General features: G+C 69.4%; 13 protein-coding genes and 1 pseudogene. 6 read left to right on the top strand and 8 right to left on the bottom strand.

What is annotated here, in order from left to right:
• Window positions 1–3 precede the first annotated feature (3 nt).
• A complete protein-coding gene (locus ABZT17_RS09630; RefSeq protein WP_356345945.1) occupies window positions 4–1,344 on the top strand; it encodes a methyltransferase domain-containing protein in 1,341 nt (446 codons plus the stop codon).
• A gap of 115 nt (window positions 1,345–1,459) precedes the next feature.
• Here ABZT17_RS09630 and ABZT17_RS09635 read toward each other — a convergent pair whose 3' ends face one another.
• Complete coding sequence (locus ABZT17_RS09635) at window positions 1,460–1,786, bottom strand: nucleoside triphosphate pyrophosphohydrolase (RefSeq protein WP_356345948.1); 327 nt, start codon at window positions 1,784–1,786, stop codon at window positions 1,460–1,462.
• Between the two features lie 263 nt (window positions 1,787–2,049).
• Between ABZT17_RS09635 and ABZT17_RS09640 the strand changes: the two genes are divergently transcribed.
• Both ABZT17_RS09640 and ABZT17_RS09645 read left to right on the top strand, forming a co-directional pair.
• Window positions 2,050–2,376, top strand: coding sequence for a transposase (locus ABZT17_RS09640; RefSeq protein ID WP_356345951.1), 327 nt, complete (start codon window positions 2,050–2,052; stop codon window positions 2,374–2,376).
• Between the two features lie 5 nt (window positions 2,377–2,381).
• Window positions 2,382–3,008, top strand: a complete 627-nt coding sequence (locus ABZT17_RS09645) for an IS3 family transposase (RefSeq protein ID WP_356346207.1) — start codon at window positions 2,382–2,384, stop codon at window positions 3,006–3,008.
• Window positions 3,009–3,033: 25 nt separating this feature from the next.
• Here the strand turns inward: ABZT17_RS09645 and ABZT17_RS09650 are convergent.
• Both ABZT17_RS09650 and ABZT17_RS09655 read right to left on the bottom strand, forming a co-directional pair.
• Window positions 3,034–3,567: pseudogene (locus ABZT17_RS09650) on the bottom strand (IS3 family transposase); the annotation flags it as partial.
• Window positions 3,564–3,875 (bottom strand): transposase, encoded by a 312-nt coding sequence (locus tag ABZT17_RS09655; RefSeq protein ID WP_356345954.1) that lies wholly within the window; start codon window positions 3,873–3,875, stop codon window positions 3,564–3,566. The pseudogene ABZT17_RS09650 and the gene ABZT17_RS09655, both read right to left, overlap by 4 nt.
• Window positions 3,876–3,995: 120 nt before the next feature.
• Here ABZT17_RS09655 and ABZT17_RS09660 point away from each other — a divergent pair, with 120 nt between their 5' ends.
• Window positions 3,996–5,153 carry a site-specific integrase gene (locus tag ABZT17_RS09660; protein ID WP_356345957.1) on the top strand — a complete coding sequence of 386 codons (1,158 nt, stop codon included), beginning with the start codon at window positions 3,996–3,998 and terminating at the stop codon, window positions 5,151–5,153.
• A 133-nt stretch (window positions 5,154–5,286) separates the two neighbouring features.
• On the opposite strand, the gene dmpG is transcribed toward ABZT17_RS09660, so the two are convergent.
• From dmpG to mhpD, 3 genes are read right to left on the bottom strand one after another with little or no spacing between them, the layout of a single operon-like run.
• Complete coding sequence (dmpG, locus tag ABZT17_RS09665; RefSeq protein ID WP_356345960.1) at window positions 5,287–6,318, bottom strand: 4-hydroxy-2-oxovalerate aldolase; 1,032 nt, start codon at window positions 6,316–6,318, stop codon at window positions 5,287–5,289.
• Window positions 6,315–7,262 carry an acetaldehyde dehydrogenase (acetylating) gene (locus ABZT17_RS09670; protein WP_356345963.1) on the bottom strand — a complete coding sequence of 316 codons (948 nt, stop codon included), beginning with the start codon at window positions 7,260–7,262 and terminating at the stop codon, window positions 6,315–6,317. Before ABZT17_RS09670 ends, dmpG begins: the two co-directional genes overlap by 4 nt.
• Window positions 7,259–8,080, bottom strand: a complete 822-nt coding sequence (gene mhpD / locus ABZT17_RS09675; RefSeq protein ID WP_356345965.1) for a 2-keto-4-pentenoate hydratase — start codon at window positions 8,078–8,080, stop codon at window positions 7,259–7,261. Before mhpD ends, ABZT17_RS09670 begins: the two co-directional genes overlap by 4 nt.
• 185 nt (window positions 8,081–8,265) lie before the next feature.
• On the opposite strand from mhpD, the gene ABZT17_RS09680 reads away from it, so the two are divergent.
• Both ABZT17_RS09680 and ABZT17_RS09685 read left to right on the top strand, forming a co-directional pair.
• Complete coding sequence (locus ABZT17_RS09680) at window positions 8,266–9,012, top strand: IclR family transcriptional regulator (RefSeq protein ID WP_356346210.1); 747 nt, start codon at window positions 8,266–8,268, stop codon at window positions 9,010–9,012.
• A gap of 288 nt (window positions 9,013–9,300) precedes the next feature.
• Window positions 9,301–10,428, top strand: a complete 1,128-nt coding sequence (locus ABZT17_RS09685; protein ID WP_356345968.1) for an amidohydrolase family protein — start codon at window positions 9,301–9,303, stop codon at window positions 10,426–10,428.
• Window positions 10,429–10,476: 48 nt separating this feature from the next.
• On the opposite strand, the gene ABZT17_RS09690 is transcribed toward ABZT17_RS09685, so the two are convergent.
• Window positions 10,477–12,117: a cation acetate symporter gene (locus ABZT17_RS09690; RefSeq protein ID WP_356345971.1), complete on the bottom strand. Its 1,641-nt coding sequence runs from the start codon at window positions 12,115–12,117 to the stop codon at window positions 10,477–10,479.
• Entirely contained in the window at window positions 12,114–12,500 is a 387-nt protein-coding gene (locus ABZT17_RS09695; protein WP_356345974.1) for a DUF485 domain-containing protein, read from the bottom strand. Before ABZT17_RS09695 ends, ABZT17_RS09690 begins: the two co-directional genes overlap by 4 nt.
• Between the last annotated feature and the right edge of the window lie 187 nt (window positions 12,501–12,687).

Below are 12,687 nucleotides of genomic sequence, written 5' to 3' on the forward strand. Positions count from 1 at the left end.
TTCGTGCTGCTGGCCTCGGTCAACCTCAACAAGCGTCTCGGCGCCACCGGCGCCCGCTCAAACCTCGCCATCTGGCTGCGCGAGCACGGCGTGAAGATCCTGCTTGCGCAGGAACCGTTCAAGCCCGCCGACCGTACGCCGCCAGCCCTGGCGGGCTTCACGCTCGCCGGCGGGGACGGGCACCTGGCCGCCTGGGCCAACGAGAACCTTGCCCCACCGACCGTCTCCTCGCCCGCCCCATGGGTGCAGCGGGTCGAACTGGATTGGCTCATTGTCCTTCAGGTGCATCTCGACGCCTATGGCAGTGCCGCCCGGGCCGCCCAGCTGACCGAACTCACCGAAATGGTGACCGCCGAGAAGGGACGCCCGCTGCTCGCCTGCGGCGACTTCAACCTCGCCCCCCGCCCCGCGGACGGCCTGTTCGGCGAGGAGACCAGCGACTTCACCACCCAGGCCGAACGCACGGCTCTGCACCAGCTGACGCAGGTAGCAGGCTTGGTCGACACCACCGCTGAGGAGGCGCCAGCCTTCACCTTCGAGCGGGTTTTCAACGGCAGGCACAGCCGCTTCCGCTGCGATCTCGCCCTGCTCAGCGAGCATCTGACAGCGACAACCACCATCACCGTGGACGACTCGGTGCGAATCGGCCCGGCGGCCTTCACCGACCACTCCGCGCTACTGATCGACCTGCCGCTGACCCTGCAGGCGGCCGAGCCGGACGACGTGCTCTTCGCGCTGAGCGAGCTGACCGGCGACCGTCCGGCTGACGCCCCGGCAAGGCGGGAGTACCAGCCCCACAAGACGGCGATGAGCCGCCAGGCGCCCTCCCCAGCCTCCCGGGCGGTGACCAAACACCTGACCGGCCCGCTCGGCATCCGAACCATCCTGGATCACGGATGCGGCCGCGGCGCCGATGTCGCCCACTACCGTGCCACGGGCCTGGAGGCGGAGGGCTTCGACCCACATGACGACTTCGGCTGGCCCCGGCCCGAGCGGAGGGGGTTCGACCTGGTCACTTCGATGTTCGTCCTCAACGTGCTGCCCGATCCCTGGCAACGCATTCAGGCACTGAAGGACGCGGCGTCCTTCGCCCGCCCCGGCGGGCACGTCGTGGTGGTGACCCGCTCACCCGAGGAAATCACCGAGGCCGCCGCGGACGGCGGCTGGAGCATCCATCACGACGGATTCTGGTCCAGCCAGTCCAAGGGGACCTTCCAACGCGGCATCAGCCCCGGCGAGATCATCGCCCTCGCCCGTCAGGCCGGGCTCCAGCTGGCCGAGGGCGCCCCAGTGCTGCCGCTGCCCGGGGTCTGCTATGCCGTCCTGACCAAGCCGACGGCGTAAGGCGTACCGGCGAACATTTTCAGCCGCCTGCGGCCTGGTGCACGCCGCATACCAGCGAACGTACTCAGTCACGCACGACGTGGTGTGGCCGGTAACGGCCGAGGGAGCCGCGCGGTCAGCGGTTGCCGGTCCAAACGATTCGGTCCGCGAAGCCTCCGCGCTCACTCGCCTTGGCCTCGCGGATCTTCTCCAGCTGCCCCGCGTCGACCCCGAGGACTGCGGCGAGCGCGTGCAGGACCTCCAGTACGTCCGCAAGTTCCTCTGGCGCGTTGGCATCGTCGGCCGCCAGGAATTCGGTGACCTCCTCGCCGAGCTTGTCCCGCAGGCGATTGCGGTACTCATCCGGGCTCGCGACATAGGTGACTGGCTCGGCTCCCTTTTCGCGGATGATCTGCGGAATCCGGTCCCGCACCAACTTGCCGTACCCGCCCTTACGGTTCACCGGTTGTTCTCCCGCACCCATCACCGCGAGGCGAGCCCCGATAGCTGCCCCTTCATGCCGAGGCAGCCTAGGCAAATCGCCTCACCACTCGCTATGTAAACCACCATTCTCACCCGTTCGGCTCCAGGATGGCTCAGAACCAGCGCCAGCCGCGCGGAAGCGGGCGGCGAGCCGTCGGAAGGGGCCGTAGCCGGCGCAGATCACGCAGGGGCCTGAACCGCCCCGCGTCAGGTAGAGACTCGATTCCGTGAAAGGATTGAGTCATGGCACGACCCTCCCGTTACTCGCTTGAGCTGCGCCGTCGCGCGGTGCGCATGGTCGCCGAGGTGCGCGACGACTACCCGAACGAGACGGCCGCCCTGCAGGCGGTCGCGGACAAGCTCGGCATCGGCTCCCGCGAGACGCTGCGGAACTGGATGAAGCAGCAAGAGATCGACGCGGGGCAGCGTCCGGGGACGACGACGGAGGAGTCCGCCCAGCTCAAGGCGCTGAAGAAGGAAAACGCCGAGTTGAAGCGGGCCAACGAGGTTCTGAAGGCCGCGGCGAGTTTCTTCGCGGCCGAGCTCGACCGGCCACACACGCGCTCGTAGCGTTCATCGACGAGCACCGGGACCGCTTCGGCGGGGTCGAGCCGATCTGCAGGACGCTCACCGCACACGACTGCAAGATCGCCCCTTCCACGTACTACGCCCACAAGAAACGCCTCCAGACGCCCTCCGCCCGTTCCGTGCGCGACGAGGCGCTCAAGGAGAGGATCCAGGAGGTCTATGCGTCCAACTACCGTGTCTACGGAGCCCGGAAGGTCTGGCGCGAGCTGAACCGGCAGGGACATGCGGTGGCCCGCTGCACCGTCGAGCGCCTGATGCGCGAGCTCGGCATCCAGGGCGCGGTGCGTGGCAAACGCGCCATCACCACGATCCCCGGCGGACAGGCCGGGCGGGCTCCCGATCTGGTCGACCGCGACTTCGTCGCCGCCGCTCCGAACCGGTGCTGGGTGGCGGACTTCACCCACGTGAAGACCTGGTCCGCGACCGTCTATGTCGCATTCGTCGTGGACACCTTCTCCCGCCGGATCGTCGGCTGGTCCGCGGCCACCGTGAAGGAGACCGTCTTCGTCCTGGACGCCCTGGAGATGGCCATCTGGCAACGCGATCGCGACCAACAGCCCGTTCAGCCAGGAGAGTTGATCCATCACTCGGACGCCGGGTCGCAAGGCGGATGAGGCCGGAGTCTTTCTTGATTCTCCGGCGCCATAGCGCCATCTCCAGGGCGTCCAGGGGCAGTTCGGTCCGCATGTGGTCGGCGACCTGCCAGCCGACGATCATCCGCGAGTACACGTCCAGCACGAACGCCACATATGCCCAGCCCGACCACGTGCGGACATACGTCATGTCAGCCACCCACAGCTGATCGGGCCGCGCCGCGGTGAAGTTGCGGTCCACCAGGTCCGGCGGGCGGGGCGCTGACGGCTCCGGGATCGTGGTGCGGCGCCGCCGGCCACGGATCACGCCCTCCAGGCCGAGTTCGACCATGAGCCGCTCGACGGTGCAGCGGGCCACCTCGACACCCTTGCGCCGCAGAGCACGCGTGATCCGGCGCGCGCCATAAGTGCCGCCCGATTCCGCGTGGATGTCCTCGATCACTGGCATGAGCTGTTCGTCGCGGAGCCGGCGGGCCGACTTCGGCCGCTTCTTGCGGGCGAAGTACGTCGACGGCGACAGCTCCAGCACCCGGCAGACGGGATCGACCCCGAGACCGTTCGCACGCAGGTGGTCGATCACCTGCTCGGCCTCGTCCGGGGACGGTCGATCTCCTGGGCAAAAAACACCGAGGCGGCTTTGAGGATCTCGTTGGCCCGCTTCAACTCGGCGTTCTCCTTGCGGAGTTGCTTCAGTTCGTCGTGCTCGGCGGTAGTGAGCCGGTCGTCGCGTTGGCCATGGTCGGCCTCGGCCTGGCGGACCCAGCCGCGCAGGGCCTCCTTGTGGATGCCCAGGTCCTTCGCGACGTGCGCGATCGGGCGGCCGGTGGTGCGGACCTCGCGGACCGCTCGCTCGCGAAGTTCATCGGGGTATTTACGGGGTGCTGGCATGGTGCTGGTGGATCTCCTTCGCCAGGACCGTAACCCTGGCAGCAGAGACTCCACAAATCTCGGTACAGCTCAGAACTCTTCCCGGCCCCGCCCCGGGACTGGGCCCGCCTGGACACCAGCATGCCGCCCGCCCTCACCACAGCCGCTGAGAACCTGATCACCGACTTCACCGCCTACATGCGGGGCCGCGGATGGAACACCGACTACTTCAACGGCAGCATCCGCACCCTGCGCATAGTGACCGGGCACCTCGGCGCCGCGACTCCCCTCCATGAGAGCGACATCCGGGCCCTGGCTTCCATGAGAGCCGACCTCCAGGGCGCCCGCGTCATCAACTTCCTCCGCCAGCGCGGCCTGCTCACCGCGCAACCGCCCATCGACCCCTGCATCGTCCGCGCCCGGCACCACGCCACCGCCATCGCCCGCCATGCCTTCTCCACCGCGGTGCACACCTTCATCGACGTTCTCCTCGGCCAGGGCAGCACCCCCAGCCGGGCCCGCAGCCCCAAGACCGTTGAGAACTACGTGGGCGCCATCCTGGGCACGCTCGAAGCATGGATGGCAGACGGGTTCACGGATCCCCGCGAGATCACCAGGAAGCACATCGAGGACACCCTGGACCCGCTCCGCGGCGACCAGGCCCGCCGCCTGCACACCGCCTTGCGCTCCTTCTTCAGGGCCCTCAAACGCGAACGCCTCGTCTTCCGCGACCCGGCCCGTAGCATCTCCCTCACCAGCAGGCGACCCGTGCCGACCGCGCTGCCCTCCGACCGTGTCGCCGGTCTTCTGGACCGCCTCGGCGACCCGCGCGACCGCCTCATGGTCGCCCTCGTCGCCATCTATGCCCTCTTACCCGGACAGCTCACCCATCTTCGGCGAACCGACCTCGACCGCAGCAAGGGCCAACTGCGCCTGCGCCGGGCCGGACGCATGGACCACGTCATCTACCTCGACGCCTTCACCCTGCGCCTGGCCACAGCATGGGAACTTCAGCGCCACCGGCGCTGGCCCGACAGCTCCAACCCCCACCTCTTCGTCACCCGCAACACTGCCGTCGACGACTCCGGCCAGCCCATCAGCGCCGGCATGGTCCAGTTGCTCTTCCAGCGGGTCGGCCTGCCGGCTGGCCGCCTGCGCGTGGACCGAATCGTCGACGAGGCACGTCACAGCGCCGACCCCGTCCGGCTAATGGAGCTCTTCGGCCTGTCCAACCTCTCCGCCACCCGCTATGTCCTGTCGGCACACCCGGACAAGAAGAGCGCCTCCATTGCCCCCTGAGGTCCGTCCAGTCGGATCGGTCAGGCGGCACTGATGACGTTCTGCGGACGGTTGACATGTGTTGCCGCATACTTGATGAAGCTATCAGCATGACGGTTGACGGCCACAGGGCTCCTGCGCCGATCATTCCCGGTCAGCCGACGGAGTCGGCCTTCGCGAGGTCGAGGGCAATGTCGGTGATCATGTCTTCCTGACCGCCGACCATCTTGCGTCGCCCGACCTCGACGAGGATCGCGCGGGTGTCGAGGCCGTGCCGGTGGGCGGCGGCCTCGGCGTGGCGTAGGAAGCTGGAGTACACGCCCGCGTAGCCGAGGGTGAGGGTCTCGCGGTCGACGCGGACCTCGCGGTCCTGCAGGGGACGTACGACGTCGTCGGCGGCGTCCATCAGGGGGAACAGGTCGCAGCCGTGCTCCCAGCCCATCAGGTCGGCGACCGCGACGAACGCCTCCAGCGGGCAGTTGCCCGCCCCGGCGCCCTGGCCGGCGAGCGAGGCGTCGACCCGGGTGACGCCGTTCTCGACGGCGACGACGGAGTTGGCGACGCCCAGGCCGAGGTTGTGGTGGGCGTGGATGCCCAACTCCGTTGCCGGGTCGAGGGCGTCACGGTAGGCGCGGACGCGGTCACGGACGCCGTCCATGGTGAGCCGGCCGCCTGAGTCGGTGACATAGACGCAGTGGGCGCCGTAGGACTCCATCAGCTTGGCCTGGCGGGCGAGTTCGGCGGCGTCGGCCATGTGGGACATCATCAGGAAGCCCGCGACGTCCATGCCCAGGTCGCGGGCGGCGGCGATGTGCTGGGCGGAGATGTCGGCCTCGGTGCAGTGTGTGGCTACGCGGACCGACCGGATGCCGAGCGCGTGGGCCTGCCGCAGGTCGTGCAGGGTGCCGATGCCGGGCAGGAGGAGCGTGGTGGGCACCGCGTGCCGGACGCTGTCGCAGACGGCCCTGATCCACTCCCAGTCAGTGTGGGCGCCGACGCCGTAGGTGATGCTGGATCCGGACAGGCCGTCGCCGTGGGCGATCTCGATCGCGGCGACCCCGGCGGCGTCCAGGGCGGTGGCGATGGTGCGGGCCTGCTCGACGGTGTAGCGGTGGCGTACGGCGTGCATGCCGTCCCGCAAGGTCACGTCCTGCACGTACAGGGCGGGCGGCTGGTGCGCGGTCATCGGGAGACCACCTCCGTGGAGCGGTGTGCGGCCATGCGCTCGGAGGTGCGCAGGGCGGCCGAGGTCATGATGTCGAGGTTGCCTGCGTAGGCGGGCAGGTAGTGGGCGGCCCCCTCGACCTCCAGGAAGACCGAGACCTTCGCGGCGTCGGCGGACCGCGCGTCGGCAGGCAGCAGCGAGCGCAGGGGATCGTCGCCGGCGACGCGCTCGAACTGCACCTTCTGCTTGAGGCGGTAGCCGGGCACGTACGCCTGGACGCGGGCGGCCATCTCCTCCACCGAGGCGGTCACCGCGGCCTCGTCGCAATCGCCGACCAGGCAGTGCACGGTGTCCCGCATGATCAGCGGCGGTTCGGCCGGGTTCAGGACGATGATCGCCTTGCCCCGGGCCGCGCCGCCGACCTGTTCGATGGCCGCAGCGGTGGTTTCGGTGAACTCGTCGATGTTGGCCCGCGTACCGGGCCCGGCCGAACGCGAGGAGATCGAGGCGACGATCTCGCCGTAGTGCACCGGGGTCACGGCGGCGACGGCGGCCACAATCGGAATGGTTGCCTGGCCGCCACAGGTGACCATGTTGACGTTCGGCGCGTCGAGGTGGTCGCCGCCGTTGACCGGCGGGACGACGTACGGCCCCAACGCGGCGGGCGTCAGGTCCACGACCGTGCGCCCCAGCGAGCGCAGCACCTCGTCGTGGCGGCGGTGCGCACCGGCGGAGGTGGCGTCGAAGACGATCTCCACGTCCTCGAACTCTTCCAGCTGCACCAGACCGTCCACGCCCTCGTGGGTGGTGGCGACCTTCAGGCGGCGGGCACGCGCCAGGCCGTCCGAGTCCGGGTCGATCCCGACCATCGCGGCGATCTCCAGAGACTCGGAGAGCCGCAGAATCTTGATCATCAGGTCGGTGCCGATGTTGCCCGACCCGATGACGGCGACCTTCGTGCTCATGCTCCGGCTCCTTCCGTGAGGGCGGACGCGAACACGGTCGTGACCGTGCCGAGCCCTTCGATGTGCGCGGTGAACTCGTCACCCTCGGCGGCGACGGCCATCGGGCCAAGCGCACCGGTCAGGACGATGTCGCCGGCCCGCAGCGGGTCGCCCAGATCGGCGAGAGTGCCGGCGAGCCAGAGGGCGGCGGTGAGCGGGCTGCCCAGACAGTCGGCGCCGGTGCCCTGCGAGACGGTCTCGCCGTTCTTCGTCAAGGTCATTCGTACGGCGCGCAGGTCGACCCGGTCCAGGGGCACGGGCGTGCCGCCGAGGACGTACAGACCGCAGGAGGCGTTGTCGGCGACGGTGTCGACGATGGTGATGTCCCAGTCGGCGATCCGGCTGTCCACGATCTCCAGCGCGGGCAGCACGAACGCCGTGGCCCGCAGGAGGTCGGCGACGGTCGGGTCGCGGTGCGGGAGGTCCGCGCCCAGCACCAGCGCGACCTCCGCCTCGACCTTCGGCTGGAGCAGCCGTCCGGGGGCGATCGGCGCTCCCTCGGGCACCGCCATGTCGGCGAACAGCGCCCCGAAGTCCGGTCGGCCGACGCCGAGTTGCCGCTGCACGGCGGGCGAGGTCAGGCCGATCTTGCGACCCACGAGCCGTCGGTCGGCGGTGACACCGCGCTCCACATGCAGGCGCTGCACGGCATACGCGGCATCGAGGTCCCCCTCCGGCAGGAGCGAGCGCACCGGGGCGCACGGGACGCCGGTCCGGGCGGCCTCCTCCAGGACGTCCGCCGCCTTCGTCACGGCGTCGGCGGATGCGCGGGCGCTCACGGTCGCCCCCGGTGCGGACTGGTACAGCGGTGCGGAGCGGACATGCGGGTTACCTCCGGGGCGGGGAGACGTGGGGGCTGTCGGAGAGGCGGCGACGGCCGTCCGTCGATCCACGACAGGTATAGGCGTGCGCGTCGAGCAGGGGCAAAATATGTTCCATGACACGGAACAGCACGCAGGGGAACATGCTCGACAAGGCGGCTGCCGTCCTCGACTGCTACCGCCCGGACGGCGGCGCGTTCCGTCTCACAGAAATCGCCGTCCGTACAGGGCTGGCCAAGACGACGGCGTTCCGCCTCTGCGCCGACCTGGTACGCCTCGGACTGCTCGAACGCGACGGCGAGACCTACCGGCTCGGCGGCAAGCTCTTCGAGCTGGGCTCTCTGGTGCCGCGCCGCCTCGATCTGCGAGAGGCGGCACTGCCGTTCCTCCAGGACCTCTTCGAGGCCACCCACGAGACCGTGCACCTCGGCGTACGGGAGGGACACGACGTGGTCTACATCGAGCGGATCCACGGCCACGAGGCCCTGTCGCTGCCCTCCCGCATCGGCGGGCGGCTCCCCCTGAGCTGCACCGGCGTGGGCAAGGCGCTGCTGGCCTTCTCCGGCTCCGAGCTGGTGGACGAGGTACTGGCCGCACCTCTGCCCCGCCTCACACCCCACTCGGTCACCGACGCGGCGCGACTGCGCACCGCCATCGAGCAGATCCAGGTGTCCGGCCTCGCCTACGAGGAGCAGGAAGCCGCCCTCGGCGTCAGCTGCATCGCTTCGCCGGTCTTCGACGGACCGACGGCGGTGGGCGCGCTGTCGGTCGCCGTGCCGCGCGCCCGGTTCCACCCCGCCCGGCTCGCGCCCGCCGTGCGCACGGCCGCCTTGGGTCTGTCCCGTGTGCTGCGTGCGGGCAGCGGCACGCCGCGCGGCGCCTCTTCCTGAGACGTCGCCGGGCAGCCTGCCCGCGCCCGGCGGATTTGACCCACACGGACAGGCGCACCCATAAATCACCCCTGCCGCGCTTATTGACGCCCGCTCCCGCCACTCTTACCGTAGCGATCACTCCAGCCGCTGTAGTGAACACTACAGGAGGCCAGATGTCGGCGCGCATATCGCTGCCGAATCCTGTGGCTGCCCGACATCTGCCTGGCCTTCCAGCGGCCCTACGCCCCCTTCGCTCCCTCGGTGAGGTGTTCTATGGCTGTTCCCGGACAAGTTGACCCACGCGGCATGAGACGACGCGGTCTGCTCAAGGCGGCGTTGCCGCTGGGAGTCGCTGCGACAGCGCTCGGCGCAGTGCCGGCGAGCGCTGTCGACAGCGCGTCCTCGGACGCTCCGGCACCCCGCGGCCGGGACCGTATCGACGTGCACTGCCATCTGATCCCGGACTTCTACCGCGAGTCCCTGGCGGCGCACGGCGTCACCACGATCGGGGGCGTGCCGGTCCCGGCGTGGAGCCCGACGCTCGCGGTCGACTTCATGGACCGCTACGGCATCCAGACCCAGGTGGTGTCCGTCTCCGAGCCCGGAGTCACCTACCTGTCCTCCGCCGAGGACCGGGTCGCGATGGCACAGTGTCTGAACACCTACACGAGCCGGCACCTGGTCCACACGAAGTCCGCGCCTCTGAAGGGACGCTTCGGCGGATTCGCCGTCCTGCCTCTGAGCGGCGCCCTCGACGAGCGGGACGTCGCCCTCGCCGTCACCGAGGCCAGGCGTGCCGTGAGCGACCTGAAGCTGGACGGAGTGGGCATCTTCAGCAGCTACGGAGGAAAGTACTTGGGCGATCCCGTGTTCGCGCCGCTGATGAAGGCGCTCGACGAACTGGGGGCCATGGTGTTCATCCACCCGGTGACCCCGCAGAGCTATCCGGACCTCGGACTGCCGCCGTTCCTGTACGAGTTCACGTTCGACACCACACGCGCCCTGGTCAACATGCTCTACAAGGGCGTGTATCAGCGGTATCCGCGCATCCGGTGGCTCGCCGCCCACGCGGGCGGCACCCTGCCCTACATCTCCTACCGCACCAGCCTGCTGACCCTCACCCCGGTGATCGCCCAGCAGGTGGGCGCCACCGGCGCGGACGCCAGCAGCCCGTACTTCCGCAAGCTCTTCTACGACACCGCCCTGTCACCGGCACCCCAGACCATGAAGTCGGTGCGGGAGCTGGCCGGTACCCAGCACATCCTCTTCGCCACCGACTGGCCCTTCACCAGCGCCCTGTTCCCGGGAGTCGGAGACCCCGCACCGCAACTGGACGAGACGTTCGCACCTGCTGAGCGGCTGGCTGTCGAACGATCCAACGCCCTGGCACAGTTTCCCGCGCTGGCCGCGAGGATCGGGGCCAGCCCGGCCTGAGCTCGGCGTGCACTGCGGCCCGGTCGAACCGCCGGGCCGCGGCGCACGTCATTCCTCTCGCGCTCCCACGAGGACCCGCTCACGCCATCGGACTTCGACATCGGCTTCCTCGGCGCCCTGCGCACGCCGCCCGGCAACGCTGCCCGCCCATCCGAGAAGGAATCCCACGGGGATCGCCAGCACTGCGGTGGACTGCAGCCCGACGACGTGGAAGTCATGTCCCGGCAAGAGTGAGGCGGGTGTGCCGGAGAAGGAGAGGGAGCAGACGTACAGGGCGGCGGTGCAGATGACGCCGCCGTACACGGTCCACAGCAGACCGCTCCGGTTGTACCGGCTCCAGAACAGTCCGTACAGACAGGCAGGAAGAACCGTGGAGGCGGCGAGGGTGAGGGCCAGATGGGTCAGGGACTGAAGGTTCCGCCCCTGGGCCATCACCGCCAGGAAGATACCGAGACCGCCCACGGCGGCCACGGCCCATCTGGCCGAACGGACCTCCCGATGCTCGGACATGTGCCCCCGGCGCACCACGTGCGCGTGCAGGTCGTGGGCCAGCGCGCCCGCGGCGCTCAGCACGAGGCCGGCGACCACCGCCAGTACGGTGACGAAGACGGAACACGCGACGGCGGTGTACATCACGCTGCCCGGGAATCCCGACGTGCCCCCCTCCAGATTCCCGGCCAGAAGCATGAGGGCCGTCTGGCCGCTGCTGTCGAGGGCACGGAGTTTCTCACCTCCCACAACACCGACGGCACCAAGTCCCGCGATGACGACACAGAGGCAGAAGACGGCCATGACGGCCACGGCGTAGCGGGTCGCGCGCCGGGCCGCGGCCCCGTCGGCGGCCGAGTTGATTCTCATCAGCACGTGCGGCATGCACGCGCCGCCCAAGACGACGGACAGTTGCAGACTCAGGAAGTCGAGGCGTCCGGCGCCGCTGTCACCCAGGGCGTGACCGGGCTCGAAGTAGCGGTCGCGAAGCCCGCTCCCCTGCTCGGCCGCTGTCAGCAGAGCGCCCGGGTCGAACTCGTAGCGCCGCAGGACCAGGAGGGCGAGCAGCAGCATGGTGGTGAGGACCACGGCCACCTTGACGATCTGGACCAGACTCGTCCCTCTCATGCCGCCGAGCACCGTGTAGCAGATCATCACCGATCCCACGAAGACGGTGCAGACCTGCTGGGCCCCTTGACTGGTGACACCGAGCAGCAGTGCCGTGGCGCTGCCGGCTCCGGCCAGCTGGAGGACGAGGAACGGCAGGCAGACCGCCAGGGTGGCCGTGGCCGCTGCGATACGGGACGAGGAACCCGGCGAACGCAGCGCGAAGGCGTCGCCCAGGGTGTAGCCGCCGGCGTTGCGCAGCGGACCGGCGAGCACCAAGAACACGCCGACGGCCAGACAACTGCTGACCGCCAGCGAGACGCCGTCGTACCCGGCCACGGCCACCAGGCCGGAGACGCCCAGGAGTGTGGCGGCCGATATGTAGTCCCCGGTGAGCGCCAACGCGTTCTGCATCGGCGTCAGTGACCGGCTGCCGGTGTAGAAGTCGGCCGTGGTGTCGCCCTCGGGCATGGCCAGAACGCACAACAGCAGGGACAGGACGACGAACACCATGAAGGCGGTCAACACCACGGCCCGATCGTCGGAACCGCCCGAGACCGACGTGAACTGTGTGGCAAGCGACAGCTCGGTCATCTCTGTCTCCCTGTTGCTGGGCCCGGGTACAGCTGTGACGCGTGGGGGAGGTGCTCGGCACTGCGTCGTATCCGGTCGGCGAGTGGATCGGCGTGGCGCCGGAGTGCGCGGTCGTACCACCAGGAGGTCAGCAGCAGCACCGTCAGCTGCAGAGCGCCCAGCGGGGCGCCCAAGGGCATTCCGTTCCCCGGACCGCCGGCGAACAGCTCGTCGGCCGTGCCGGAAAGCAGCGCGGTGACCAGGAAGACTGCTCCGTTGAGCACCAGGAATCGCCGACGCGCACGCCTGTGCGTGCGGTGGAGTTCGTGCAGGGGCCCGGCGTCGGCGTCCAGGGGGTGATCGTCGGTCGGTTCGTTTCCGGACCGACGGGGAGGGACGGACATGAGTTGGTCCTCTTGTGAGATGGGTGACGCCCACTGGGGTCTCCGGCATCACCGTTCCTTGTGCCTTGGGGCAGGAAGGTGGAGGTGTGCCGGGGGACGAACGGCGCAACATGGAAAGGCGCGGGCACTCGCGACCAAAGGTGCCCGAGATCGGCCGCGAGGCCTGCCCATGATCGGGCTGCGGTGC

It is taken from the genome of Streptomyces sp. NPDC005648 (assembly GCF_040605395.1).
In the GTDB taxonomy this organism is placed as follows: Bacteria; Actinomycetota; Actinomycetes; order Streptomycetales; family Streptomycetaceae; genus Streptomyces.

Excerpts from the sequence above, each read along its gene's own strand:
- ABZT17_RS09680 (WP_356346210.1), top strand. The coding sequence starts at position 8,266 with ATGCTCGACAAGGCGGCTGCCGTCCTCGACTGCTACCGCCCGGACGGC.
- ABZT17_RS09655 (WP_356345954.1), bottom strand. The coding sequence starts at position 3,875 with ATGCCAGCACCCCGTAAATACCCCGATGAACTTCGCGAGCGAGCGGTC.
- ABZT17_RS09695 (WP_356345974.1), bottom strand. The coding sequence starts at position 12,500 with ATGTCCGTCCCTCCCCGTCGGTCCGGAAACGAACCGACCGACGATCAC.
- ABZT17_RS09640 (WP_356345951.1), top strand. The coding sequence starts at position 2,050 with ATGGCACGACCCTCCCGTTACTCGCTTGAGCTGCGCCGTCGCGCGGTG.
- ABZT17_RS09685 (WP_356345968.1), top strand. The coding sequence starts at position 9,301 with ATGAGACGACGCGGTCTGCTCAAGGCGGCGTTGCCGCTGGGAGTCGCT.
- ABZT17_RS09690 (WP_356345971.1), bottom strand. The coding sequence starts at position 12,117 with ATGACCGAGCTGTCGCTTGCCACACAGTTCACGTCGGTCTCGGGCGGT.
- ABZT17_RS09660 (WP_356345957.1), top strand. The coding sequence starts at position 3,996 with ATGCCGCCCGCCCTCACCACAGCCGCTGAGAACCTGATCACCGACTTC.
- dmpG (WP_356345960.1), bottom strand. The coding sequence starts at position 6,318 with ATGACCGCGCACCAGCCGCCCGCCCTGTACGTGCAGGACGTGACCTTG.
- ABZT17_RS09670 (WP_356345963.1), bottom strand. The coding sequence starts at position 7,262 with ATGAGCACGAAGGTCGCCGTCATCGGGTCGGGCAACATCGGCACCGAC.